20 protein-coding genes are annotated in these 25,679 nt (G+C 73.3%); 19 read left to right on the forward strand and 1 reads right to left on the reverse strand.

Annotation, left to right across the window (positions count from 1 at the left end; genetic code table 11):
• The first annotated feature begins 2 nt into the window (after nt 1–2).
• From C1708_RS27055 to C1708_RS27110, 12 genes are all read left to right on the forward strand, one after another.
• Nucleotides 3–1,289 carry a dihydroorotase gene (locus C1708_RS27055; RefSeq protein WP_106415136.1) on the forward strand — a complete coding sequence of 429 codons (1,287 nt, stop codon included), beginning with the start codon at nt 3–5 and terminating at the stop codon, nt 1,287–1,289.
• Complete coding sequence (locus tag C1708_RS27060) at nt 1,286–1,846, forward strand: PH-like domain-containing protein (RefSeq protein ID WP_106415137.1); 561 nt, start codon at nt 1,286–1,288, stop codon at nt 1,844–1,846. Before C1708_RS27055 ends, C1708_RS27060 begins: the two co-directional genes overlap by 4 nt.
• Nucleotides 1,843–2,985: a glutamine-hydrolyzing carbamoyl-phosphate synthase small subunit gene (carA, locus tag C1708_RS27065; RefSeq protein WP_106415138.1), complete on the forward strand. Its 1,143-nt coding sequence runs from the start codon at nt 1,843–1,845 to the stop codon at nt 2,983–2,985. Before C1708_RS27060 ends, carA begins: the two co-directional genes overlap by 4 nt.
• Nucleotides 2,978–6,289 carry a carbamoyl-phosphate synthase large subunit gene (gene carB, locus C1708_RS27070; protein WP_106415139.1) on the forward strand — a complete coding sequence of 1,104 codons (3,312 nt, stop codon included), beginning with the start codon at nt 2,978–2,980 and terminating at the stop codon, nt 6,287–6,289. The genes carA and carB overlap by 8 nt, the downstream gene beginning before the upstream one ends.
• Before the next feature lie 51 nt (nt 6,290–6,340).
• Nucleotides 6,341–7,447: a quinone-dependent dihydroorotate dehydrogenase gene (locus C1708_RS27075; protein WP_106415140.1), complete on the forward strand. Its 1,107-nt coding sequence runs from the start codon at nt 6,341–6,343 to the stop codon at nt 7,445–7,447.
• Nucleotides 7,444–8,289, forward strand: coding sequence for an orotidine-5'-phosphate decarboxylase (pyrF, locus tag C1708_RS27080; RefSeq protein WP_106415141.1), 846 nt, complete (start codon nt 7,444–7,446; stop codon nt 8,287–8,289). Before C1708_RS27075 ends, pyrF begins: the two co-directional genes overlap by 4 nt.
• Nucleotides 8,290–8,576: 287 nt before the next feature.
• A complete protein-coding gene (locus C1708_RS27085) occupies nt 8,577–8,900 on the forward strand; it encodes an integration host factor (RefSeq protein WP_003977346.1) in 324 nt (107 codons plus the stop codon).
• A 60-nt stretch (nt 8,901–8,960) separates the two neighbouring features.
• Nucleotides 8,961–9,554, forward strand: a complete 594-nt coding sequence (gmk, locus tag C1708_RS27090) for a guanylate kinase (RefSeq protein WP_106415142.1) — start codon at nt 8,961–8,963, stop codon at nt 9,552–9,554.
• 62 nt (nt 9,555–9,616) lie between these two features.
• Entirely contained in the window at nt 9,617–9,889 is a 273-nt protein-coding gene (gene rpoZ, locus C1708_RS27095; RefSeq protein ID WP_106415143.1) for a DNA-directed RNA polymerase subunit omega, read from the forward strand.
• A 122-nt stretch (nt 9,890–10,011) separates the two neighbouring features.
• On the forward strand, nt 10,012–11,214 hold the full coding sequence (coaBC, locus tag C1708_RS27100) for a bifunctional phosphopantothenoylcysteine decarboxylase/phosphopantothenate--cysteine ligase CoaBC (RefSeq protein ID WP_106415144.1): 1,203 nt from the start codon (nt 10,012–10,014) through the stop codon (nt 11,212–11,214).
• A 237-nt stretch (nt 11,215–11,451) separates the two neighbouring features.
• Nucleotides 11,452–12,660 (forward strand): methionine adenosyltransferase, encoded by a 1,209-nt coding sequence (gene metK / locus C1708_RS27105; protein WP_106415145.1) that lies wholly within the window; start codon nt 11,452–11,454, stop codon nt 12,658–12,660.
• A gap of 347 nt (nt 12,661–13,007) precedes the next feature.
• Entirely contained in the window at nt 13,008–15,155 is a 2,148-nt protein-coding gene (locus C1708_RS27110; RefSeq protein ID WP_106415146.1) for a primosomal protein N', read from the forward strand.
• A 503-nt stretch (nt 15,156–15,658) separates the two neighbouring features.
• On the opposite strand, the gene C1708_RS27115 is transcribed toward C1708_RS27110, so the two are convergent.
• The gene (locus tag C1708_RS27115; RefSeq protein ID WP_106415147.1) at nt 15,659–16,207 is read right to left on the reverse strand and encodes a hypothetical protein; all 549 of its coding nucleotides are present in this window, start codon (nt 16,205–16,207) and stop codon (nt 15,659–15,661) included.
• A 294-nt stretch (nt 16,208–16,501) separates the two neighbouring features.
• On the opposite strand from C1708_RS27115, the gene fmt reads away from it, so the two are divergent.
• The 7 genes from fmt (at nt 16,502) to C1708_RS27160 (ending at nt 25,586) form a co-directional block, all read left to right on the forward strand.
• Entirely contained in the window at nt 16,502–17,434 is a 933-nt protein-coding gene (gene fmt, locus C1708_RS27120) for a methionyl-tRNA formyltransferase (protein WP_106415148.1), read from the forward strand.
• Between the two features lie 74 nt (nt 17,435–17,508).
• Nucleotides 17,509–18,936 (forward strand): RsmB/NOP family class I SAM-dependent RNA methyltransferase, encoded by a 1,428-nt coding sequence (locus C1708_RS27125; protein WP_106415149.1) that lies wholly within the window; start codon nt 17,509–17,511, stop codon nt 18,934–18,936.
• Nucleotides 18,937–19,254: 318 nt separating this feature from the next.
• Nucleotides 19,255–19,941, forward strand: a complete 687-nt coding sequence (gene rpe, locus C1708_RS27130; protein ID WP_106415150.1) for a ribulose-phosphate 3-epimerase — start codon at nt 19,255–19,257, stop codon at nt 19,939–19,941.
• 78 nt (nt 19,942–20,019) lie between these two features.
• Nucleotides 20,020–21,063: a sugar-binding transcriptional regulator gene (locus C1708_RS27135; RefSeq protein WP_106415151.1), complete on the forward strand. Its 1,044-nt coding sequence runs from the start codon at nt 20,020–20,022 to the stop codon at nt 21,061–21,063.
• Between the two features lie 893 nt (nt 21,064–21,956).
• Nucleotides 21,957–23,399: a GuaB1 family IMP dehydrogenase-related protein gene (locus tag C1708_RS27150; protein WP_198602751.1), complete on the forward strand. Its 1,443-nt coding sequence runs from the start codon at nt 21,957–21,959 to the stop codon at nt 23,397–23,399.
• A 245-nt stretch (nt 23,400–23,644) separates the two neighbouring features.
• Nucleotides 23,645–25,123 (forward strand): amino acid permease, encoded by a 1,479-nt coding sequence (locus tag C1708_RS27155; RefSeq protein WP_106415153.1) that lies wholly within the window; start codon nt 23,645–23,647, stop codon nt 25,121–25,123.
• 10 nt (nt 25,124–25,133) lie between these two features.
• Nucleotides 25,134–25,586: an Lrp/AsnC family transcriptional regulator gene (locus tag C1708_RS27160; protein WP_106415154.1), complete on the forward strand. Its 453-nt coding sequence runs from the start codon at nt 25,134–25,136 to the stop codon at nt 25,584–25,586.
• Nucleotides 25,587–25,679 lie beyond the last annotated feature (93 nt).

Genomic DNA, 25,679 nt, shown 5'->3' on the forward strand with positions numbered 1-25,679 from the left:
CGATGAGCAAGACCCTGATCCGTGGTGCGAAGGTGCTCGGCGGCGAACCGCAGGACGTCCTGATCGACGGTGAAACGATCACTCAGGTCGGCGCCGGGCTGTCCGCCGAGGGCGCCGAGGTCGTCGAGGCCGGCGGCAAGGTGCTGCTGCCGGGCCTGGTCGACCTGCACACCCACCTGCGCGAGCCCGGCCGCGAGGACTCCGAGACCGTGCTGACCGGCACCCGCGCCGCCGCGAGCGGCGGTTACACGGCCGTGTTCGCCATGGCCAACACCTTCCCGGTCGCCGACACCGCCGGCGTGGTCGAGCAGGTCTGGCGGCTCGGCAAGGAGCACGGCTACTGCGACGTACGCCCGGTCGGCGCCGTCACCGTCGGCCTGGAGGGGCGGAAGCTCGCCGAGCTGGGCGCCATGCACGAGTCCGCGGCCGGCGTCACCGTCTTCTCCGACGACGGCAAGTGCGTCCACGACGCCGTGATCATGCGCCGCGCCCTGGAGTACGTGAAGGCCTTCGACGGCGTCGTCGCCCAGCACGCCCAGGAGCCCCGGCTCACCGAGGGCGCCCAGATGAACGAGGGCGTCGTCTCCGCCGAGCTCGGCCTCGGCGGCTGGCCGGCCGTCGCCGAGGAGTCGGTCATCGCCCGGGACGTGCTGCTCGCCGACCACGTCGGCTCCCGCGTCCACATCTGCCACCTGTCGACCGCAGGATCCGTGGAGATCGTCCGCTGGGCCAAGTCCCGCGGCATCCGCGTCACCGCCGAGGTCACCCCGCACCACCTGCTCCTCACCGACGAGCTGGTGCGCTCGTACAACCCGGTCTACAAGGTCAACCCGCCGCTGCGCACCGAGCGCGACGTCCTGGCCCTGCGCGAGGCGCTCGCCGACGGCACCATCGACATCGTCGCCACCGACCACGCCCCGCACCCGCACGAGGACAAGGACTGCGAGTGGGCCGCGGCCGCCATGGGCATGGTCGGCCTGGAGACCGCGCTGTCGGTGGTCCAGGAGACGATGGTCGACACCGGTCTGCTGGACTGGGCCGGCATCGCCGACCGCATGTCCTTCGCCCCGGCGCGCATCGGACGCGCCGAGGGCCACGGCCGCCCCGTCTCGGCAGGTGAGCCCGCCAACCTCACCCTCGTCGACACGGCATACCGTGGACCGGTGGACCCCGCGGGCTTCGCCTCGCGCAGCCGCAACACGCCCTACGAGGGCCGTGAGCTGCCGGGCCGTGTCACGCACACCTGGCTCCGGGGCAAGGCCACGCTCGTCGACGGGAAGCTCACGTGACATCTCTCATCCTGCTGGCCGCCGAGAAGGAATCGGCGGAAGTGACCGACTGGGCCGCCCGGATCGGCTGGGTCGTCGGTCTCGCCCTCTTCGTCGCGCTCGTCTACTGGCTGATGCGCGAGGGCTGGAAGTGGCGCGGCACGCTCCAGAGCGACCTGCCGGAGTTGCACAGCGCGCCGGACGACCCCGGCCCGGCGACCCTGACCATGAGCGGCCGCTACCACGGCTCGACCACCGCCGGCCAGTGGCTGGACCGCATCGTGGCGCGCGGCCTGGGCACCCGCAGCCGTGCCGAGCTCACCCTGAGCGACGCCGGACTGGACGTCGTACGCCCCGGCGCGGACGACTTCTTCGTCCCGGCCGACGCGCTGCGCGAGGCCCGGCTCGACAAGGGCATCGCCGGCAAGGTCCTCACCGAGGGCGGCCTGCTGGTGATCACCTGGCAGCACGGCGACCGGCTCATCGACTCCGGGTTCCGCTCCGACCACGCGGCCGAGCACACCGAGTGGGTCGAAGCCCTCACGAACATGATCAACAAGACGGAAGGCGCACGATGACAACCTCCGCCCAGGGAGCCGCCAAGGTTCCCGCCGTACTCGTCCTGGAGGACGGCCGGATCTTCCGCGGCCGTGCCTACGGGGCGGTGGGGGAGACCTTCGGCGAAGCGGTGTTCTCCACCGGCATGACCGGCTACCAGGAGACCCTCACCGACCCGTCGTACCACCGCCAGGTCGTGGTGATGACCGCCCCGCACGTCGGCAACACCGGCGTCAACGACGAGGACGCCGAGTCCAAGCGGATCTGGGTCTCCGGCTACGTCGTGCGCGACCCCGCGCGCGTGCCGTCCAGCTGGCGCTCCCGCCGCACCCTCGACGAGGAGCTGGCCGCCCAGGGCGTCGTCGGCATCAGCGGCGTCGACACCCGCGCCCTCACCCGGCACCTGCGCGAGCGCGGCGCCATGCGCGTCGGCATCTTCAGCGGCGACGCCGTCCGCGACGACGCCGCCCTGCTCGCCCGCGTCCGGGAGGCGCCCGAGATGGAGGGGGCGGACCTCTCCGCCGAGGTCGCCACCACCGAGCCGTACGTCGTCCCCGCGATCGGTGAGAAGAAGTACACCGTCGCCGCCGTCGACCTCGGCATCAAGGGCATGACCCCGCAGCGCATGGCCGAGCGCGGCATCGAGGTGCACGTGCTGCCCGCCACCGCGACCGTCGACGACGTGTACGCGGTGAACCCGGACGGCGTGTTCTTCTCCAACGGCCCCGGCGACCCCGCCACCGCCGACCACGCCGTCTCCGTGATGCGGGGCGTGCTGGAGCGCGGCACCCCGCTGTTCGGCATCTGCTTCGGCAACCAGATCCTCGGCCGCGCCCTCGGCTTCGGCACCTACAAGCTGAAGTACGGCCACCGCGGCATCAACCAGCCGGTGCAGGACCGCACCACCGGCAAGGTGGAGGTCACCGCGCACAACCACGGCTTCGCCGTCGACGCCCCGCTCGACCAGGTCTCCGACACCCCGTTCGGCCGTGCCGAGGTGTCCCACGTCTGCCTCAACGACAACGTGGTGGAGGGCCTCCAGCTGCTCGACAAGCCGGCCTTCAGCGTCCAGTACCACCCCGAAGCGGCCGCGGGCCCGCACGACGCCGCCTACCTGTTCGACCGCTTCGTCTCCCTGATGGAGGGCCAGCGTGCCTAAGCGCACCGATATCCAGTCCGTCCTGGTCATCGGCTCCGGCCCGATCGTCATCGGCCAGGCCGCGGAGTTCGACTACTCCGGCACCCAGGCCTGTCGCGTGCTCAAGGCCGAGGGCCTGCGCGTCATCCTGGTCAACTCCAACCCGGCGACGATCATGACCGACCCGGAGATCGCCGACGCGACCTACGTCGAGCCGATCACGCCCGAGTTCGTCGAGAAGATCATCGCCAAGGAGCAGCCGGACGCCCTGCTGCCCACCCTGGGCGGCCAGACGGCCCTCAACACGGCGATCTCCCTGCACGAGAACGGCGTCCTCGACAAGTACGGCGTCGAGCTGATCGGCGCCAACGTCGAAGCGATCCACAAGGGCGAGGACCGCGACCGGTTCAAGGAGGTGGTGGAGGCCGTCCGCCGCAAGATCGGCCACGGCGAGTCCGCCCGCTCGTACATCTGCCACTCCATGGACGACGTCCTCAAGGGCGTCGAGGAGCTCGGCGGCTACCCGGTCGTCGTCCGCCCGTCCTTCACCATGGGCGGCGCCGGCTCCGGCTTCGCGCACGACGAGGAGGAGCTGCGCCGCATCGCCGGCCAGGGCCTCACCCTCTCGCCGACCACCGAGGTGCTCCTGGAGGAGTCCATCCTCGGCTGGAAGGAGTACGAGCTGGAGCTGATGCGCGACAAGAACGACAACGTCGTGGTCGTCTGCTCCATCGAGAACTTCGACCCCATGGGCGTGCACACCGGCGACTCCATCACCGTCGCCCCGGCGATGACGCTCACCGACCGCGAGTACCAGATCCTCCGCGACGTCGGCATCGCCGTGATCCGCGAGGTCGGCGTCGACACCGGCGGCTGCAACATCCAGTTCGCGGTGAACCCCGAGGACGGCCGGGTCATCGTCATCGAGATGAACCCGCGCGTCTCCCGGTCCTCCGCGCTCGCCTCCAAGGCGACCGGCTTCCCCATCGCCAAGATCGCGGCCAAGCTCGCCGTCGGCTACACCCTCGACGAGATCCCGAACGACATCACGCAGGAGACCCCGGCCTCCTTCGAGCCGACCCTCGACTACGTGGTCGTGAAGGCCCCGCGGTTCGCCTTCGAGAAGTTCCCGAGCGCCGACTCCACCCTCACCACCACCATGAAGTCGGTCGGCGAGGCCATGGCGATCGGCCGCAACTTCACCGAGGCGTTCCAGAAGGCGCTGCGCTCGCTGGAGAAGAAGGGCAGCCAGTTCACCTTCACCGGCGACCCCGGCGACAAGGCCGAACGGCTGCGCGAGGCCGTCCGCCCGACCGACGGCCGCATCAACGCCGTCATGCAGGCCATCCGCGCGGGCGCCACCCCCGAGGAGGTCTTCGAGGCCACGAAGATCGACCCGTGGTTCGTCGACCAGCTCTTCCTCATCAAGGAGACCGCCGACGAGCTGGCCGCCGCCCCCGAGCTGACCCGCGACCTGCTCGCCGAGGCCAAGCGGCACGGCTTCTCCGACCAGCAGATCGGCGAGATCCGCGGCCTGCGCGAGGACGTCGTCCGCGAGGTCCGCCAGGTGCTCGGCATCCGGCCGGTCTACAAGACGGTCGACACCTGCGCCGCGGAGTTCGCCGCGAAGACGCCGTACTTCTACTCCTCCTACGACGAGGAGACCGAGGTCGCGCCCCGCGAGAAGCCGGCCGTCATCATCCTGGGCTCCGGCCCGAACCGCATCGGCCAGGGCATCGAGTTCGACTACTCCTGCGTCCACGCCTCCTTCGCCCTGAGCGACGCCGGCTACGAGACCGTGATGGTCAACTGCAACCCGGAGACCGTCTCCACCGACTACGACACCTCCGACCGGCTCTACTTCGAGCCGCTCACCCTGGAGGACGTCCTGGAGGTCGTCCACGCCGAGCAGCAGGCCGGCCCGGTCGCGGGCGTCGTCGTCCAGCTCGGCGGGCAGACCCCGCTGGGCCTGGCCCAGGCGCTCAAGGACAACGGCGTGCCCATCGTCGGCACCCCGCCGGAGGCCATCCACGCCGCCGAGGACCGCGGCGCCTTCGGCCGGGTCCTCAAGGAGGCCGGCCTGCCCGCCCCCAAGCACGGCACCGCCACCACCTTCGCCGAGGCCAAGGCCATCGCCGACGAGATCGGCTACCCGGTCCTCGTCCGCCCGTCCTACGTGCTCGGCGGCCGCGGCATGGAGATCGTCTACGACGAGAACCGGCTGGAGGCGTACATCGCCGAGTCGACCGAGATCAGCCCCTCCCGGCCGGTCCTCGTCGACCGCTTCCTCGACGACGCGGTCGAGATCGACGTCGACGCCCTCTACGACGGCGAGGAGCTCTACCTCGGCGGCGTCATGGAGCACATCGAGGAGGCCGGCATCCACTCCGGCGACTCGGCGTGCGCCCTGCCGCCCATCACCCTCGGCGGCTTCGACATCAAGCGGCTGCGCGCCTCCACGGAGGCCATCGCGCGCGGTGTCGGGGTACGCGGACTGATCAACATCCAGTTCGCGCTGTCCGGCGACATCCTCTACGTCCTCGAGGCCAACCCGCGCGCCTCCCGCACCGTGCCCTTCACCTCGAAGGCGACCGCGGTGCCGCTGGCCAAGGCCGCCGCGCGGATCTCGCTGGGCACCACCATCGCCGAGCTGCGCGCCGAGGGCCTGCTCCCGGCCACCGGCGACGGCGGCGAGCTGCCGCTGGACGCGCCGATCTCCGTCAAGGAGGCCGTGCTGCCGTGGACCCGCTTCCGGGACATCCACGGCCGGGGCGTCGACACGGTCCTCGGCCCGGAGATGCGCTCCACCGGCGAGGTCATGGGCATCGACAGCGTCTTCGGCACGGCGTACGCCAAGTCGCAGGCCGGCGCCTACGGCCCGCTGCCCACCAAGGGCCGCGCCTTCATCTCGGTCGCCAACCGGGACAAGCGCTCGATGATCTTCCCGGCGCGCGAGCTGGCGGCCCACGGCTTCGAGCTGCTCGCCACCTCCGGCACCGCCGAGGTCCTCAAGCGCAACGGCATCAACGCCACCGTGGTGCGCAAGCACTTCGAGGGCGCCGGCCCGAACGGCGAGAAGACCATCGTCCAGCTCATCCACGACGGCGAGGTCGACCTCATCGTCAACACCCCGTACGGCACCGGCGGCCGCCTCGACGGCTACGACATCCGCACGGCGGCGGTGGCCCGGTCCGTGCCCTGTCTGACCACGGTCCAGGCGCTCGCCGCCGCGGTCCAGGGCATCGACGCGCTCAACCGGGGCGACGTGAGCGTCCGCTCGCTCCAGGAACACGCGGAACACCTGACCGCGGCCCGCGAGGACTAGCAGCCCCCAGGGGGACACCGGAAACGGTGTCCCCCTCTCCATGAGGACACCATGTACAGGATTCTCTTCACCCTGCTCTTCTCACGAATGGACCCGGAGCAGGCCCACCACCTGGCCTTCCGCTGGATCCGCCGCGTCGCCCGCGTCCCGGTGCTGCGCACCTTCGTCGCCGCGGTGCTCGCCCCGCGGCACGAGGAACTGCGCACCGAGGCCCTCGGACTGCGTCTGCACAGCCCCTTCGGGCTGGCCGCCGGCTTCGACAAGAACGCCGTCGGCATCGACGGCCTGGCCATGCTCGGCTTCGACCACGTCGAGATCGGCACCGTCACCGGCGAGCCGCAGCCCGGCAACCCCAAGAAGCGGCTGTTCCGGCTGGTCCCCGACCGGGCGCTGATCAACCGCATGGGCTTCAACAACGACGGCTCGCTCGCCGTCGCCGCCCGCCTCGCCTCCCGCGAGCCGGTGTTCAGGACGGTCGTGGGCGTCAACATCGGCAAGACCAAGGTCGTCCCGGAGCCCGAGGCCGCCGCCGACTACGTGAAGTCCGCCGAGCGGCTCGCGCCCCACGCCGACTACCTGGTGGTCAACGTCTCCTCCCCGAACACCCCCGGACTGCGCAGCCTCCAGGCCGTGGACCAGCTCCGCCCGCTCCTCACCGCCGTGCGCGAGGCCGCCGACCGCGCGGTCCCGGCCCGCCGGGTGCCGCTGCTGGTGAAGATCGCCCCCGACCTGGCCGACGAGGACATCGACGCCGTCGCCGACCTCGCCGTGGAGCTGGGCCTGGACGGCATCATCGCCACCAACACCACCATCGCCCGCGAGGGACTCGGCCTGACCGCGGACCCGGCCCTCGTCCGGGAGACCGGCGGACTGTCCGGCGCGCCGCTCAAGGCCCGCTCGCTCGAGGTGCTGCGCCGCCTCTACGCGCGCGTGGGCGACCGCATCACCCTGGTCGGCGTCGGCGGCATCGAGAACGCCGAGGACGCCTGGCAGCGCATCCTGGCCGGCGCCACCCTGGTCCAGGGGTACAGCGCCTTCGTCTACCAGGGCCCCTTCTGGGCCCGCGCCATCCACAAGGGGCTCGCCGCGCGGCTGCGCACCAGTCCCTACGCCACGCTCGCCGACGCGGTGGGCGCCGACGTGAGGACGTCCGCATGACCGGTCTCGAACCCTTCGGCGCACGGCTGCGCCGCGCGATGGACGAGCGGGGGCCCCTGTGCGTGGGCATCGACCCGCACGCCTCCCTGCTCGCCGAGTGGGGCCTCGACGACGACGTGAACGGTCTGGAGCGGTTCAGCCGCACCGTCGTCGAGGCGGTGGCCGACCGGGTCGCCGTGCTCAAGCCGCAGAGCGCCTTCTTCGAGCGGTTCGGCTCACGCGGCGTCGCCGTCCTGGAGAAGACGGTGCGGGAGGCACGGGCGGCCGGGGCGCTGGTCGTCATGGACGCCAAACGCGGCGACATCGGCTCGACCATGGCCGCCTACGCGGAGGCGTTCCTGCGCCGGGACGCGCCGCTGTTCTCCGACGCGCTCACCGTGTCGCCGTACCTCGGCTACGGCTCGCTGGGCCCGGCCGTCGCGCTGGCCCGGGAGTCCGGCGCCGGGCTGTTCGTGCTGGCGCTGACCTCCAACCCGGAGGGCGGCGAGGTGCAGCACGCGGTGCGGGCCGACGGGCGCACGGTCGGGGCGACGATCCTCGGCCACCTGGCGCTGGAGAACGCGGGGGAGGAGCCGCTCGGCTCCTTCGGCGCGGTCGTCGGCGCCACCCTCGGCGACCTGTCCTCCTACGACCTCGGCATGGGCGGGCCGATCCTCGCGCCGGGCATCGGGGCGCAGGGGGCGGCGGCGGCGGACCTCCCGGCGGTGTTCGGGCGCGCGGTGCGCAACGTGGTGCCGAACGTCAGCCGCGGGGTGTTGCGCCACGGTCCCGACGCGGTCGCTCTGCGTGACGCCGCGGAGCGGTTCGCGGACGAGATCCGGGCCGCGGTGACGTCCGCCTGAGACGGCCCGCGAGGGGACTCCGTGGTCGTCGCACTGTGGATACACCCTCAAATTCGAGGAATTATGTCCAGAATGTCCGTCCTGACGGAGGCTGACCAGGACTTTTCCGCTGTTCTCGCTGACTCAGAGCGCTCTGGCCGCTAGTCTCCGACGAGTGGGGCTACCTCCCACGCCTTCCAGGCAGTGGGGGAGAAGGGGCACGTGTTGCTCGTGGCTCCCCAGGTGTGGGGCGACTAGGTTCCTCACCGGTCCGTATCCGACAGTTCGACATCCGAGGTGACGTAGGCGTGGCTCTTCCGCCCCTTACCCCTGAACAGCGCGCAGCCGCGCTCGAAAAGGCCGCCGCGGCTCGCCGGGAGCGGGCCGAGGTAAAGAATCGACTCAAGCACTCCGGCGCCTCCCTGCACGAGGTCATCAAGCAGGGCCAGGAGAACGACGTCATCGGCAAGATGAAGGTCTCCGCCCTGCTCGAGTCCCTGCCGGGCGTGGGCAAGGTCCGCGCCAAGCAGATCATGGAGCGTCTGGGAATCTCCGAGAGCCGCCGCGTGCGGGGTCTCGGTTCGAACCAGATCGCCTCCCTGGAGCGCGAGTTCGGCAGCACCGGCTCCTGAGTCATGGGCGGTCCGGGACGCCGGTCCCGGACACCCCGCGATTGCTGGAATAATCGCCGCATGGCTGCAACACCCCGGGGGGCGACCCCCGTACCCCCGGACGAACGTCCGCGGCTGACCGTGCTCTCCGGCCCCTCCGGGGTCGGCAAGAGCACGGTCGTCGCTCATATGCGCAAGGAACACCCCGAGGTCTGGCTCTCGGTGTCGGCGACGACCCGCAAGCCCCGCCCCGGTGAGCAGCACGGCGTCCACTACTTTTTCGTCACCGACGAGGAGATGGACAAGCTGATCGCCAACGGCGAGCTGCTGGAGTGGGCCGAGTTCGCGGGGAACCGCTACGGTACGCCCCGCGCGGCGGTGCTGGAGCACCTGGAGGCGGGTGTGCCCGTGCTCCTGGAGATCGACCTCCAGGGCGCGCGGCAGGTCCGCGCGTCCATGGCCGAGGCCCAGCTGGTGTTCCTGGCCCCTCCCTCCTGGGAGGAACTGGTGCGCCGGCTCACCGGCCGCGGCACCGAGTCGCCGGAGGTCGTCGAGCGCCGCCTGGAGGCCGCGAGGACCGAGCTCGCCGCCGAACCGGAGTTCGACACGACCCTGGTCAACACCTCCGTCCAGGAGGTCGCCCGCGAGCTGCTAGCCTTGATGAACGTCGTGTGACCGTGGGCGACTGTCCGCCGGTCGGAGCGACTGCATCTTTCCCATCCATCGGAAGGTAGAGCGTGTCCTCTTCCATCTCCGCGCCCGAGGGCATCATCAACCCGCCGATCGACGAGCTCCTCGAGGCCACGGACTCGAAGTACAGCCTCGTGATCTACGCGGCCAAGCGGGCCCGCCAGATCAACGCGTACTACTCGCAGCTCGGCGAAGGCCTGCTCGAGTACGTCGGTCCTCTCGTCGACACCCACGTCCACGAGAAGCCGCTCTCGATCGCCCTGCGCGAGATCAACGCGGGACTGCTGACCTCCGAGGCCGTCGACGGCCCCGCCCAGTGATCGGTCAGTACGTCGTACGATCAGCTCGCAGCTGACTTTTCCACAGGCCCGGCAGCACGTCTGCCGGGCCTGTGGTGTCTCATGGGTGATGGCAGCAGGTTTCCGAGGTCCGGGGAGAGACGGTGGACGAGCCGAAGGTCGTTCTGGGGGTCAGCGGCGGCATCGCCGCCTACAAGGCCTGCGAGCTGCTGAGGCGGCTCACGGAGTCGGGACACGACGTACGGGTCGTCCCCACGGCCTCCGCCCTGCACTTCGTCGGCGCCGCCACCTGGTCCGCCCTGTCCGGCAACCCGGTCTCCACCGAGGTCTGGGACGACGTCCACGAGGTGCCGCACGTCCGCATCGGACAGCACGCCGACCTGGTCGTCGTCGCACCCGCCACGGCCGACATGCTCGCCAAGGCCGCCCACGGCCTCGCCGACGACCTCCTCACCAACACCCTCCTCACCGCGCGCTGCCCGGTGGTCCTCGCCCCCGCCATGCACACCGAGATGTGGGAGCACCCGGCCACCCAGGAGAACGTGGCCACGCTGCGCGCCCGCGGCGCCGTCGTCATCGAGCCGGCCGTGGGCCGCCTCACCGGCGTCGACACCGGCAAGGGCCGGCTGCCCGACCCGGCCGAGATCTTCGAGGTCTGCCGCCGCGTCCTGGCCCGCGGCGCCGCCGCGCCCGACCTCGCCGGACGGCACGTCGTGGTGAGCGCCGGAGGCACCCGCGAGCCCCTCGACCCGGTCCGCTTCCTCGGCAACCGCTCCTCCGGCAAGCAGGGCTACGCCCTCGCCCGCACCGCCGCCGCCCGCGGCGCCCGCGTCACCCTGGTCGCCGCCAACACCGCGCTGCCCGACCCGGCCGGCGTGGACGTCGTGCGCGTCGGCACGGCCGTGGAACTGCGCGAGGCCGTCCTCGACGCCGCCGCCGCCGCCGACGCGGTGGTCATGGCCGCCGCCGTGGCCGACTTCCGCCCCGCCGTCTACGCGTCCGGGAAGATCAAGAAGAAGGACGGCACGGAGCCGGAGCCCATCACCCTGGTACGGAATCCGGACATTCTCGCCGAGGTCTCCGGAGACCGGGTGAGGACCGGACAGGTGATCGTGGGCTTCGCCGCGGAGACCGACGACGTGCTCGCCAACGGCCGCGCCAAGCTGAAGCGCAAGGGGTGCGACCTCCTCGTGGTGAACGAGGTGGGCGAGGCGAAGACCTTCGGCGCCGAGACCAACGAGGCCGTGGTGCTGGGTGCCGACGGCAGCGAGACGCCCGTCCCGCACGGGCCGAAGGAGGCCCTCGCCGACACCGTCTGGGACCTGGTGGCCGAACGTCTCGCATGAGTGGCTCATCCGGTCCCCGGCCACCCGGAACCCGGCCATCCGGGGCGTGGCGCCTCTGGCGAACCGCGCCCCGCACGGGGAGAATGCCCGTGCCGCAGGTCACAGCGCTCTCGCGAGGCGAGACGGGGCGACCGGTGGCGGCGCACGACCGATAAACTGTTCCACCGACGGCGTCGGGTGCAGCCCCCGCCGTTCGCCCATGATCAGCCAGCAGCCGCTGCAACCCCAGGGAGCATTGTGTCCCGTCGTCTGTTCACCTCGGAGTCCGTGACCGAGGGTCACCCCGACAAGATCGCTGACCAGATCAGCGACACCATTCTCGACGCGCTGCTGCGTGAGGACCCGTCCTCCCGGGTCGCCGTCGAGACCCTGATCACCACCGGTCTCGTGCACGTGGCCGGCGAGGTCACCACCAAGACGTACGCGGACATCGCGACGCTGGTGCGCAGCAAGGTCCTGGAGATCGGCTACGACTCCTCGAAGAAGGGCTTCGACGGCGCCTCCTGCGGCGTCTCCGTGTCGATCGGCGCGCAGTCCCCGGACATCGCCCAGGGCGTCGACACGGCGTACGAGACCCGGGTCGAGGGCGACGACGACGAGCTGGACCGGCAGGGCGCGGGCGACCAGGGCCTGATGTTCGGCTACGCGACGGACGAGACGCCGACGTACATGCCGCTGCCGATCTTCCTCGCCCACCGGCTCTCCAAGCGCCTGTCCGACGTGCGCAAGAACGGGACCATCCCCTACCTGCGCCCGGACGGCAAGACCCAGGTCACCATCGAGTACGACGGCGACAAGGCGGTCCGCCTGGACACCGTGGTCGTCTCCTCGCAGCACGCCTCCGACATCGACCTGGAGTCGCTGCTCGCCCCCGACATCCGCGAGTTCGTCGTGGAGCCGGAGCTGAAGGCGCTGCTCGACGACGGCATCAAGCTCGACACCGAGAACTACCGGCTGCTGGTGAACCCGACCGGACGCTTCGAGATCGGCGGCCCGATGGGTGACGCCGGCCTCACCGGCCGGAAGATCATCATCGACACCTACGGCGGCATGGCCCGCCACGGCGGCGGCGCCTTCTCCGGCAAGGACCCGTCCAAGGTGGACCGCTCGGCGGCGTACGCGATGCGCTGGGTCGCCAAGAACGTGGTGGCGGCCGGCCTGGCCGCGCGCTGCGAGGTGCAGGTCGCGTACGCGATCGGCAAGGCCGAGCCGGTGGGTCTGTTCGTGGAGACCTTCGGCACCGCCAAGGTCGACACCGAGAAGATCGAGCGGGCCATCGACGAAGTCTTCGACCTGCGCCCGGCCGCGATCATCCGCGACCTGGACCTGCTGCGTCCGATCTACGCCCAGACCGCCGCGTACGGCCACTTCGGCCGTGAGCTGCCGGACTTCACCTGGGAGCGGACGGACCGCGTGGACGCGCTGCGGAAGGCCGCGGGGCTGTAGTCCCGCCCGCTGTTCCGCCGCCCGAGGCCCGGTGCCCCTCGCCAGGAGGGGCACCGGGCCTCGGCGCGTCCGGGGGCTGTGCCGGCTCCCGACCGCGTTCGTCCGTGCGGCTGCCCAGCAGTGCGGGGCGCCGTCGCGTCCACCCGTGCCGTCGGGGGTCCCCAGGCCCTCGAGCAGGGGGGAGGCACGACGACCGCCCGCGACGGCGGAGGCGCCGGCGCCTGGGGTGCGGGGTCTCCGGGCGGGTCCGCCCGGCCGCCGGGGGCACGGTCGCCCGAGGGCGCCGACGTGCGCCCGGTCCGGGGCGGCCGGGGGGTGTTGTCAGTCGGGTTTGGAAGAATGCAGGCGTGAGCAGCGAGGACGGACAGGGGCACGGGGGTGCGCAGGGCGCGCCGCCCGAGCAGCTCGCGCTCATCCGGGAGAGCGTGCGGCAGGCCAAGACCCCCCGGGCCAAGCCGCGCACCTGGCGGGGCGCCGCCCTCGCCAAGGAGCTGCCCGTCGCCCGGGTCCTCGTCGACAAGGGCGTGCTCCATCTCGACCGCTGCTTCGACTACGCCGTGCCCGAGGAGCTGGACGCCGACGCCCAGCCCGGGGTCCGGGTGCGGGTGCGTTTCGGAGCCGGCCGGCACCGGGTGCGGGACGGGCGTCGCGAGGGCGGGGGGCTGATCGACGGGTTCCTGATCGAGCGCCTGGCCGAATCCGACTACTCGGGCCCGCTGGCCGCGCTGGCCCAGGTCGTCTCGCCCGAGCGGGTCCTGGACGAGGAGCTGCTCGGCCTCGCCCGCGCGGTCGCCGACCGGTACGCGGGCAGCCTCGCCGACGTCCTCCAGCTCGCCGTGCCGCCGCGCAACGCCCGCGCCGAGCGGCGCGCCTCGCCGGAACCGCTGCCCCCGCCCCCGGCTCCGGCGGCCGGGTCCTGGGAGCGGTACGAGCAGGGCCCGGCCTTCCTGGAGTCCCTGGCCTCGGGCGGCAGCCCGCGCGCGGTGTGGAGCGCCCTGCCCGGCCCGCTGTGGTGCGAGGAGATCGCCCGCGCGGTCGCGGCGACCCTGTCCTCGGGGCGCGGCGCGCTGGTCGTCCTGCCGGACGGGCGGGCCGTGGCCCGGCTCGACGCCGCCCTCACCGGACTGCTCGGGGAGGGCCGGCACGCGGTGCTCACCGCCGACGCCGGACCGGAGAAGCGCTACGCCCAGTGGCTCGCCGTGCGGCGGGGCTCGGTGCGGGCGGTGATCGGAACGCGGGCGGCGATGTTCGCGCCGGTGCGCGACCTCGGGCTGGTCGCCGTGTGGGACGACGGCGACGACAACCACAGCGAGCAGCACGCCCCGCAGCCGCACGCCCGGGAGGTGCTGCTGCTGCGGGCCGCGCAGGACCGGTGCGGCTTCCTGCTGGGCGGGTGGAGCTGCACCGTGGAGGCCGCTCAGCTCGTCGACACCGGCTGGGCGCGGCCGTTGCAGGCCGCGCGGGAGCGGGTGCGGGCCGCGGCGCCGCTGGTGCGGACCGTGGGCGACCAGGACCTCGCGCGGGACGAGGCCGCCCGCGCCGCCCGCCTGCCCACGCTCGCCTGGCAGACGGTCCGGGAGGGCCTGCGGCACGGGCCGGTGCTGGTCCAGGTGCCCCGGCGCGGTTACGTCCCGCGGATGGCGTGCGCGACCTGCCGGGCGCCGGCGCGGTGCCGCCACTGCTCCGGACCGCTGGAGGCGCAGGGCTCGGACGACCTGCGCTGCGGGTGGTGCGGGCGCACGGAGAGCGGCTGGCACTGTCCCGAGTGCGGCGGTTCCCGGCTGCGGGCACAGGTGGTGGGAGCGCGGCGGACGGCCGAGGAACTGGGGCGGGCCTTCCCCGCGGTCCCGGTGCGCACGTCGGGGCGTGAGCACGTCCTGGACACGGTGCCGGGCGCGCCCGCCGTGGTGGTGAGCACGCCGGGCGCGGAGCCGGTCGCCGAGGGCGGGTACGCGGCGGCGGTACTGCTGGACGGGTGGGCCATGCTGAGCCGCCCCGACCTGCGGGCCGGGGAGGACGCGCTGCGGCGGTGGATGGGCGCGGCGTCGCTGGTCCGTCCGCAGTCGGCCGGCGGCACGGTGGTCGTGGTCGCCGAACCGACCCTGCGGCCGGTGCAGGCGCTGGTGCGCTGGGACCCGGCGGGCCACGCGGTGCGGGAACTGGCCGAGCGGGGCGAGCTGGGATTCCCGCCGGTGTCGCGGATGGCGGCGGTGTCGGGGCCGGGGGAGGCGGTGGCCGAGTTCCTCCGGGCGGTCCACCTGCCGCCTCAGGCGGAGGTGCTGGGTCCGGTGCCGATGCCGGTCACCCCGGCGGGCCGTCCCCGTCGCCCGGGCGCGCCCCCGTCCGGCGAGCGGTGGGACCGCGCCCTGGTCCGCGTGCCCCCGGGCAACGGCGCGGCCCTCGCGGGTGCGTTGAAGGCCGCGCAGGCGGCGCGGACGGCACGGGGCGGGAGCACGCCTGTGTGGGTGCGGATCGATCCGCCGGACATCGGATAGGGGTCCGTTCCCCTTTCGAGGGGCGGGCGGGCCGATCAGGTCCGGGTGGACCGCCGCACGGGCGGGGCAGGCCGTGTGCCGCGAGGGCATGCCCGTGGCTGCGGGCAGATCGCGCCCTGGGCGGGCAGACGGCCGTGGGGCGCGTGCGTGGCGCTGTGCTGGGGCGCCGAGGGCCGCGGGCGCATGTCGGGGGCGTTGTCGAAGCGGGAGGGACGCAGGGCGGGTGCGTGCTCGGCGCGCTGAGGGGGCTCGACGGCCGCGGCACGGGCGTCGAGGGCTGCCGGCGCACGCCGGGGAGTGACTCGAGCGGGACGCCCGCGGGACGGGGTGCGTGTCCGGCGCGCGCTGAGGGAGTCCGGCGGCCGTGGCACGCGGCCCGCTCCGCGAGCGGCGCTGCCGACTTCCGCTCGGCGAGCGCGCCATGAGCCCCGTGCGGTCAAGACGGGGCGTGCCCCGGAAAAGGGCGCGCCCTCCCGGGACGGCGGCCGGGAGGGCGGAGGGCGTCAGCCGTTGCGCGGGGCCGGGAACGCCGTGGGGCGGGGGTCGTCGCGGAGGGACGGGCTGCCCGCGGTGGGCTGGGTCGGCATGGCGCGGGCCGCCTGCACGGTGGGCACCGTGGTGACACCGGAACCGACGTTGACCGTGCGGGGGCCCGACGACTCCGTGGTCCGCTCGGTCTCGGCGGAGGCCGCCGCCTGCGCGGCCGCCCGGCGGGCGCCGTACCGGCGGTGCACCGCCTGCTTGGTGACCCCGAGCGCGGAGCCCACCGCGTCCCACGAGAAGCCCAGGGAGCGGTCGAAGTCCACGGCGGCCGTGACCAGGGTCTCGACGCTGTCCCGCAGTTCCTGCGCGAGGCGGACGGTCGGGGCGGGGGCGCGTCCGTAGACGACGAAGCCCGTGGAGGGGCCGGAGCGGCGCGGGCGGTAGACGTTGCCGAGCTGGGCGGTGAGCGTGCGCAGTGCGTCCACCTGCCGGCGGACCCGCTCGATGTCCCGCACCAGCAAGTGCAGGCTGGCCCGAGCCTGGGCGTCGTGGGTTGCGTGGTCGGCCATGAACAAGCCTCTCGAACCGGCGTTGAAAGGGATGGACCCTGTCGGGGCCCGTGGTCAACTCTTTCTTGACCAACGCCGATCCGGTCCCCCGGTCACGGGCTGGGGCGCGGCGGCATATGCGTACGCCCCTGCGGGGGCCGCCCCGGACGGCGGGGCCGCCTGCTCGGAACGTTCCTGCACGGCACGGCAGGTGTCCCGGACGCGACACCCTGTCCCTGCGGCCGCGGCGGAGGGCCGCCCCATAGACTGGTGCGTCGCCCGAACCGTCCCCGCCCGAGAGGCCCTCCGCACCCCATGAGGCTCGTCTTCGCCGGTACCCCCGAGGTCGCCGTTCCCGCACTGGACGCTCTTCTCTCCTCCGGGCGGCACGAGGTCGCCGCCGTCGTCACGCGGCCCGACGCGCCCGCCGGACGCGGCCGCCGGCTGGTCGCCTCGCCGGTCGCCGAGCGGGCGGAGGAGGCCGGCATCGAGGTGCTGAAGCCGGGCAGGCCGAAGGACCCCGACTTCCTCGAGCGGCTCCGGCGGATCGCCCCCGACTGCTGCCCCGTCGTCGCCTACGGCGCCCTGCTGCCCCGCGTCGCCCTCGACATCCCCGCCCACGGCTGGGTCAACCTGCACTTCTCGCTGCTGCCCGCCTGGCGCGGCGCCGCGCCCGTGCAGCACGCCATCATGGCGGGCGACGAGATCACCGGCGCCAGCACCTTCCTCATCGAGGAGGGGCTGGACTCCGGGCCCGTCTACGGCACCGTCACCGAGGAGATCCGCCCCACCGACACCAGCGGCGATCTGCTCACCCGGCTGGCCTTCGCCGGCTCCGGACTGCTCGCGGCGACGATGGACGGCATCGAGGACGGCACGCTGAAGGCCGTGCCGCAGCCCGCCGACGGCGTCAGCCTGGCACCCAAGGTCAACGTCGAGGACGCGCGCGTGGACTGGCGGGCCCCGGCGCTGCGCGTCGACCGGGTGGTGCGCGGCTGCACGCCCGCGCCCGGAGCCTGGACCACCTTCCGCGGTGAGCGGCTGAAGATCGTCCAGGCCACGCCCGTACCGGACCGTGCCGACCTGGCGCCCGGCCGGCTGTCCGCCGGGAAGAACAACGTGTACGTCGGGACCGGTTCGTACGCCGTGGAGCTGCTGTGGGTGCAGGCCCAGGGCAAGAAGCCGATGCGCGCCGCGGACTGGGCGCGCGGGGTGCGGATCGCGGCCGGGGAGACCCTCGGCGACTGACGCCCCCGGCTCCCGCCCTGCGTACGCCGTAGGCTGGAGCGCGCACGCCCACCCACATCCGGAGCACCTTTTTCGTGAGCGACCAGCCCCGTCGGCCCCGCAGGCCCGCCAAGCCCTACCGCCGTCCCCAGAAGGACCCCGTCCGCATCCTCGCCTTCGAGGCGCTGCGGGCCGTGGACGAGCGCGACGCGTACGCCAACCTCGTCCTGCCCCCGCTGCTGCGCAAGGCGCGCGAGAACGAGGGACCGGAGAAGTTCGACGCGCGGGACGCGGCACTGGCCACCGAGCTGGTGTACGGCACCCTGCGCCGCCAGGGCACGTACGACGCCGTCATCGCGGCCTGCGTCGACCGGCCGCTGCGCGAGGTGGACCCGCCGGTGCTGGACGTGCTGAGCCTCGGCGCGCACCAGCTCCTCGGCACGCGGATCCCGACGCACGCCGCCGTGTCCGCCACCGTGGAACTGGCCCGGGTGATGCTCGGCGACGGGCGCGCCAAGTTCGTCAACGCCGTGCTGCGCAAGATCGCCCAGGACGACCTGGACGGCTGGATCGAGCGGGTCGCGCCGCCGTACGACGAGGACCCCGAGGACCATCTCGCCGTCGTGCACTCCCACCCGCGTTGGGTGGTCTCCGCGCTGTGGGACTCCCTCGGCGGCGGACGCGCCGGCGTCGAGGAACTGCTGCGCGCCGACAACGAGCGGCCCGAGGTGACGCTGGTCGCCCGTCCCGGTCGGGCCACCACCGAGGAGCTGCTGGCCGAGGAGGCCGCCGTCCCCGGCCGCTGGTCCCCGTACGCGGTGCGGCTCACCGAGGGCGGGGAGCCCGGCGCGGTCCCGGCGGTCGCCGAGGGGCGGGCCGGGGTCCAGGACGAGGGCAGCCAGCTGGTGGCGCTCGCGCTCGCGGCGGCGCCCGTCGAGGGGCCGGACCGGCGGTGGCTGGACGCGTGCGCGGGGCCCGGCGGCAAGGCCGCGCTGCTCGGCGCGCTCGCCGCCGAGCGCGGGGCCGTGCTGCTCGCCTCCGAGAAGCAGCCGCACCGGGCGGGGCTGGTCGCCAGGGCGCTGGCCGGGAACCCCGGCCCGTACCAGGTGGTCGCCGCCGACGGGACGCGTCCGCCGTGGCGGCCCGGCAGCTTCGACCGGGTGCTGGTCGACGTGCCGTGCACCGGTCTCGGCGCCCTGCGCCGGCGGCCCGAGGCCCGGTGGCGGCGCCGCCCGGAGGATCTGAACGGCTTCGCGCCCCTCCAGCGCGGGCTGCTGCGGACCGCCCTGGAGTCCGTGCGGGTCGGCGGCGTCGTCGGCTACGCGACCTGCTCACCGCACCTCGCGGAGACGCGCGCCGTGGTGGCGGACCTCCTCGGGCAGTTCCCGGACACCGAGCTGATCGACGCCCGCCCGCTCCTCCCCGACGTCCCCGACCTCGGTGACGGCCCCGACATCCAACTCTGGCCCCACCTGCACGGCACCGACGCGATGTACCTCGCCTTGATCCGCCGCACGGCCTGACCCCGGGACAGCGGGCGCCCTCGGCCCGCCCGCGACGGAAGGCTCCCGCGCGGAGCGGTGTCAGCGGGGCGGGGACCGGCGGGTCCCGGGTGCCGTCGTGCCGGGGCCGCCCGCCACGGGACCCCCGCGTCCGTGTCCTCGCCCCCCCGCCGACGGGGACGGCCGCCGGGCTCGCGGCGCCGTGGGCGACGGCTCCGGGCGGGTCCGGGCAGGACCGGCCAACGCGGGGCGGCGGCGCGGATCTTCGTGTCCTCGTCCCCGCCGACCAGTCCCCGGACGCGTCGCACCGCCGCGCGGCGCAGCGCATACGCTTGGGGCATGGCCCCGCAGATCAGTCCCAGCATCCTGTCCGCCGACTTCGCCCGGCTCGCCGAGGAGGCGAAGGCCGTGGAGGGAGCCGACTGGCTCCACGTCGACGTGATGGACAACCACTTCGTGCCGAACCTGACGCTCGGCGTGCCGGTCGTGGAGTCGCTCGCCCGTGCCACGGACACGCCGCTGGACTGTCATCTGATGATCGAGGCGCCCGACCGCTGGGCGCCGCAGTACGTGGAGGCGGGGGCGGGCTCCGTCACCTTCCACGTGGAGGCGGCCACCGCGCCCGTCCGGCTCGCCCGGGAGATCCGCGCCAAGGGCGCCCGCGCCTCGATGGCGCTGCGGCCGGCGACGCCGGTCGAGCCGTACGAGGATCTGCTGCCCGAGCTGGACATGCTGCTGATCATGACGGTTGAACCGGGCTTCGGCGGGCAGGCGTTCCTCGACATCATGCTGCCGAAGATCCGCCGCACCCGTGAGCTGATCAGCAAGCACGGTCTGGAGCTGTGGCTGCAGGTCGACGGCGGTGTGTCGGCCTCGACCATCGAGCAGTGCGCCGACGCCGGCGCGGACGTCTTCGTCGCGGGTTCCGCCGTGTACGGCGCGGCGGACCCGGCCGAGGCGGTCCGTGCCCTGCGCAGGCAGGCGGAGGCGGCGACGGCCAAGGCGTCGTGGCCGTCTGACCACTGAGCGTCATGTACGTGAACGGCGGGCAGCAGGGCTGATCGACAGCGCCGGATCTGCAAGGATGAACGGCGAGTCCAGAGCGTGAACAGCAGTGAGGAGATCGCCGTGTCGGGTATGTCGGCGGGCCGGTCAGCCATGCGGATGGGACCCGCTGAGCTGGTGCAGGCGGCGGCCATGGCCCGCCGCTTCTACCTCGAGGGAAAGTCCAAGATCCAGATCGCCGAGGAGTTCGGCGTCAGCCGCTTCAAGGTGGCCAGGGTCCTGGAGACCGCCCTCGAGCGGGATCTGGTACGCATCGAGATCCGCGTACCCGCCGAGCTGGACGCCGAGCGCTCGGACGCGCTCCGCGCCCGCTACGGCCTGCGGCACGCCGTCGTGGTCGAGTCCCCGGCCGAGGCCGAGGAGACGCCCGACCCCGAGAACCTGGGAGAGGTGGCCGCCGACCTGCTCGGCGAGCTGGTCAACGAAGGGGACGTGCTGGGCCTCGCCTGGGGGCGTTCCACCATCCACATGGCGGCGGCCCTGGACCGGCTGCCGCCCTGCACGGTCGTCCAGCTGACCGGCGTGTACGACGCGGGCACGGCGGAACGCGGCTCGGTCGAGGCCGTGCGCCGCGCCGCGCAGGTGTCGGGCGGCGACGCCCACCCCATCTACGCGCCGATGCTGCTGCCGGACGCCGCCACCGCGGAGGCGCTGCGCCACCAGACGGGCATCGCGCGGGCCTTCGAGTACTTCGACAAGGTCACCGTCGCCTGTGTGTCCATCGGCTCCTGGGAGCCGGGCATCTCCACGGTGCACGACATGCTCAGCGACGAGGAGCGGGCGCACTACGCCTCCCTCGGCGTCGCCGCCGAGATGTCCGCGCACCTCTTCGACGCCGAGGGCCGCCGGATCGGCCGCGACCTGGGCGAGCGGTGCATCACTGTCAAGACCGACCAGCTGCGCAGGGTGCCCGAGGTCGTCGCCATCGCCGGCGGACAGCGCAAGGGGCCGGCGATCGACGCGGTGCTGCGCTCCGGCCTCGTCACCAGTCTGGTGACCGACACCTCGGCCGCCGACTACCTGATGACCGCCGGACCCGCCCCGCGCTCCGCCCTCAACCGCGCGGACCCCGACGGCCCCTGACGGCGCGTGGGACCGGGAGGGGACCGGCGGCGTCGGCCGCATGCTGCCGTGAAGGGCCCTCCTCCCGCCTCCCGTGGCCTGCCCGCTGCTCGCCCTGCCGACGGGCCGCTCGACCGCCGGTGACGAGGGCGGGGCGCCGGCGTGGGCCGGGGAACTGTCCACCGTGCAGGCGTCCGGCCTGCCCGCCGGGACCCGGCGCACCCTGGAACTCACCGACGAGGGCGGCCCCTTCCCGTACGAGCGGGACGGCGCCCTGCTCTGCGGCTTCGAGGGGGGCTGCCGCCCCGGCACGACCGCGGCCCCTCCCACGAGTGCACGGTGCCCGCGCCCGGCTCCGACGACCGGGACGCCCGGAGTGTCGTCACCGGCGGGAACGACGGGACGTCCTGCACCGACGTCCACCACGCGACGTTCACGGCGGTACGGGGACGCCCCGCGACCCCACCGCCCGGCTCGTCGTCCCCCTCGACCCCGACGGAGTGACCGGCAAGGCGGGCCCGACGGACCGCCGCGCCCGCGCGCTCGGCCCGCCCGGCCGGTTCGGGCGCGACGGGGACGCCCTCGCGGACTCCCTCGCCGGCCGCCCCGCCCGGCCCGGAGCCCGCGGCCGAGCGCGGGCTGCTGCCCGCCGTCCGCGGCCGGCGGGCCCACACGGACGCCCCCCCCCCCCGGGAACGGGCGACCGTCCAGGAGGTGTTCGCCGAGGCCGTGGAACGCGCCCCGTCGCTCACCGTGGCGCTCGCCCTTGGAGGATCCGCCGAGCATCTCCCCGACCGGGCTGGACGATCCGACCGGGACCGGCGTCACGGTCACCGTGGGAGAATGAAGTACGTGCTCTTCCCCCTGGCTGACCTGTCCGGGGGCCGCCTCTGATCGACTGGGATGTGCAGCACGTGCGTTTCCTCAACGACATCCAGCCCCCGTACGACCTGACGTACGACGACGTCTTCATGGTGCCGAGCCGCTCCGCGGTCGGCTCGCGGCAGGGTGTCGACCTCAGCTCGCCCGACGGCACCGGCACCACCATCCCGCTCGTCGTCGCCAACATGACCGCCATCGCCGGCCGTCGCATGGCCGAGACGGTCGCCCGGCGCGGCGGACTGGTCGTCATCCCGCAGGACATCCCGATCGAGGTCGTCGCCGAGGTCGTCTCCTGGGTGAAGGACCGCCACCTGGTGCTGGACACCCCGATCGTGCTGGCCCCGCACCAGACCGTCGCCGACGCGCTGTCCCTGCTGCCCAAGCGGGCGCACAACGCGGGCGTGGTCGTCGACGAGGAGCACCGGCCGGTCGGCGTGGTCACCGACACCGACCTGACCGGCGTGGACCGCTTCACCCAGCTCGACGAGGTCATGTCCAAGGACCTGATCCTCCTCGACGCCGACAGGGACCCGCGCGAGGCCTTCCACACCCTCGACGGCGCCAACCGCCGCTACGCGCCCGCCGTGGACCGCGACGGCCGCCTCGCGGGCATCCTCACCCGCAAGGGCGCCTTGCGCGCCACCCTGTACACGCCGGCCACCGACGACCGGGGGCGGCTGCGCATCGCCGCCGCCGTCGGGATCAACGGCGACGTGGCCGGCAAGGCCAAACAGCTCCTGGAGGCGGGCGTCGACACCCTCGTCATCGACACCGCGCACGGCCACCAGGAGTCGATGATCAACGCCGTGCGGCTGGTGCGCGGGCTCGACCCGCAGGTCCCGGTCGTCGCCGGCAACATCGTCTCCGCCGAGGGCGTCCGCGACCTCGTCGAGGCCGGCGCGGACATCGTCAAGGTCGGTGTCGGCCCCGGCGCCATGTGCACCACCCGGATGATGACCGGCGTCGGCCGGCCGCAGTTCTCCGCCGTGCTGGAGTGCGCCGCCGAGGCGAAGAAGTACGGCAAGCACGTCTGGGCCGACGGCGGTGTCCGCCATCCGCGCGACGTGGCCATGGCCCTCGCGGCCGGCGCGTCGAACGTGATGATCGGCTCGTGGTTCGCCGGTACCCACGAGTCCCCGGGCGACCTCCAGCACGACGCGAACGGCCGCCCCTACAAGGAGTCCTTCGGCATGGCGTCCGCCCGTGCCGTGCGCAACCGCACCTCTGAGGAGTCCGCCTACGACCGCGCCCGCAAGGCGCTGTTCGAGGAGGGCATCTCCACCTCCCGCATGTTCCTCGACCCGGAGCGCCCCGGCGTCGAGGACCTGATCGACTCGATCGTCGCGGGCGTCCGCTCCTCCTGCACCTACGCCGGCGCCGCCACGCTGGAGGAGTTCGCCGAGAAGGCCGTCGTCGGCGTCCAGAGCGCGGCCGGCTACGCGGAGGGCAAGCCGCTGCACGCCAGCTGGAACTGACCCACCCGGTGAGGCGGGTGTGGAACGGGCCACACGGCCGGCGCAACGAACATCCGCCTCACCTCGAGGAACGCAATGATCGTGCGGTGGTGCGCAAGGTTGCTGCATTTCAGCAGCAACGACAAACCTCGTAGTGTTACGCGCTGTACGTGTGCGGCGGGGACCCCGCTCGACGGGTCCCGGCTGTCGCGGGGCGCCGTCGGTCCCCGGCCGCGGAAGACCGGCAGCGATCAAGGAGTCAGCGCGTGCTCGACCATGGCGCACCCCCGCACAACGGCGGCCCCGCCGCCCCGCAGCTCCAGGGCACGGGCATGCGTCTGATGCGCCGCAAGCCCGTGGAACGCCTGGTCGCCGAGGGTGGCCAGGGTGAGGGCGGCACCCTGCGCCGCTCCCTCGGACTGTGGCAGCTGACCATGATCAGCATCGGCGCCACCCTCGGCACGGGCATCTTCGTCGTCCTCGGCGAGGCCGTGCCGAAGGCCGGGCCCGCGGTCACGCTGTCCTTCGTCATCGCCGGTCTGACGGCCCTCTTCTCCGCTCTCTCCTACGCGGAGCTGGCCGGCACCATCCCGGTCTCCGGCTCCTCCTACTCGTATGCGTACGCAACGATGGGTGAACTGATCGCCTGGGTCTGCGGCTGGTGCCTGATGCTGGAGTACGGCGTCTCGGTGGCCGCCGTCGCCGTCGGCTGGGGCGAGTACCTCAACGAACTCCTCGACGGCACCATCGGCGTCACCCTGCCCGCCGCGCTCTCCGCCCCGCCCGGCGACGGCGGCGTCTTCAACCTGCCGGCGCTGATCGTCGTGCTGCTGGCCATGGCGTTCCTGCTGGGCGGCGCCCGCGAGTCCGCCCGCGCCAACACCGTGATGGTCGTCGTCAAGATGGGCGCCCTGGTGCTGTTCTGCGCCATCGGCGTCCAGGGCTTCCGCTCCGGCAACTACGAGAACTTCATGCCGCTCGGCATGGCCGGCGTCAGCGCCGCCGGAGCCACCCTGTTCTTCTCCTACATCGGCTTCGACGCCGCCTCCACCGCCGGCGAGGAGGCGAAGAACGCCCAGCGCGACCTGCCCCGCGCCATCCTGCTGTCCCTCGCCATCATCACCGCGCTGTACGTCCTGGTCGCCGCCGTCGCCGTGGGCGCCAAGCCGTGGCGGCAGTTCACCGACTCCGAGGCCGCCCTCGCCCAGATCATGCGCGAGGTCACCGGCCAGAGCTTCTGGGGCACCCTGCTGGCGTTCTGCGCCGTCATCGCCATCGCCAGCGTCGTGCTCACCGTGCTCTACGGCCAGACCCGCATCCTGTTCGCCATGTCCCGCGACGGGCTGGTGCCCAAGGTGTTCGCCAGGGTCAGCCCGCGCACCGGCACCCCCCGCGCCAACACCCTGATCGTCTCCCTGTTCTGCGGTGTGCTCGCCGCCGCCGTCCCGCTCGGCCAGCTCGCCGACGCCACCAGCATCGGCACCCTCTTCGCCTTCGCGCTGGTCAACGTCGCCGTGGTGGTGCTGCGCCGCAGCCGCCCCGACATGCCGCGCTCCTTCCGGGTCCCGCTGTCCCCGCTGCTGCCCGCCCTCGGCTTCGGCTTCTGCCTGTGGATGATGGGCAGCCTGTCCACCGTCACCTGGATCGTCTTCGGTGTCTGGATGGCCGTCGGGCTCGTGTTCTACTTCCTCTACGGCTACCGCCGCTCCCGGCTCGCCGCCCCCGCCACACCAGAAGCGAAGTGAACCACCCGCAGTGCTGAACGATCTCGACGAACGCATCGTGCACGCCCTCGCCGAGGACGCCCGCCGCTCCTTCGCGGACATCGGCCAGCTCGTCGGCCTCTCCGCGCCCGCCGTCAAACGGCGCGTGGACCGGCTGCGCGCGACCGGGGCCATCACCGGATTCACCGTACGGGTGGACCCCGCCGCCCTGGGCTGGGAGACGGAGGGGTTCGTCGAGATCTACTGCCGCAGCAACACGTCCCCGGAGACCATCCAGCGGGGTCTGGAGCGGTACCAGGAGGTCGTCGCCGCCTCCACCGTGACCGGGGACGCGGACGCCGTCGCCCAGGTCTTCGCCTCCGACATGCGGCACTTCGAACGGGTGCTGGAGCGCATCGCCGGTGAGCCGTTCGTCGAGCGGACCAAGTCCGTGCTGGTGCTGTCGCCGCTGCTGCGCCGGTTCTCGTCCGGCTCGCCCGGGTGAGGGGCGCCGTACCGGCGTGACCCGGGCCCGTGCGGCGGCCCTCCGGCGCCGGCTCCGCGACCGGTGAGCCCGAGGGGCCGGATCCTGGAAAGC

Origin of the sequence: Streptomyces sp. DH-12 (genome assembly GCF_002899455.1) — a bacterium.
Taxonomy (GTDB): Bacteria; Actinomycetota; Actinomycetes; order Streptomycetales; family Streptomycetaceae; genus Streptomyces.

Excerpts from the sequence above, each read along its gene's own strand:
- fmt (WP_106415148.1), top strand. The coding sequence starts at position 16,502 with ATGAGGCTCGTCTTCGCCGGTACCCCCGAGGTCGCCGTTCCCGCACTG.
- C1708_RS27075 (WP_106415140.1), top strand. The coding sequence starts at position 6,341 with ATGTACAGGATTCTCTTCACCCTGCTCTTCTCACGAATGGACCCGGAG.
- rpe (WP_106415150.1), top strand. The coding sequence starts at position 19,255 with ATGGCCCCGCAGATCAGTCCCAGCATCCTGTCCGCCGACTTCGCCCGG.
- carA (WP_106415138.1), top strand. The coding sequence starts at position 1,843 with ATGACAACCTCCGCCCAGGGAGCCGCCAAGGTTCCCGCCGTACTCGTC.
- C1708_RS27115 (WP_106415147.1), bottom strand. The coding sequence starts at position 16,207 with ATGGCCGACCACGCAACCCACGACGCCCAGGCTCGGGCCAGCCTGCAC.
- C1708_RS27055 (WP_106415136.1), top strand. The coding sequence starts at position 3 with ATGAGCAAGACCCTGATCCGTGGTGCGAAGGTGCTCGGCGGCGAACCG.
- gmk (WP_106415142.1), top strand. The coding sequence starts at position 8,961 with ATGGCTGCAACACCCCGGGGGGCGACCCCCGTACCCCCGGACGAACGT.
- pyrF (WP_106415141.1), top strand. The coding sequence starts at position 7,444 with ATGACCGGTCTCGAACCCTTCGGCGCACGGCTGCGCCGCGCGATGGAC.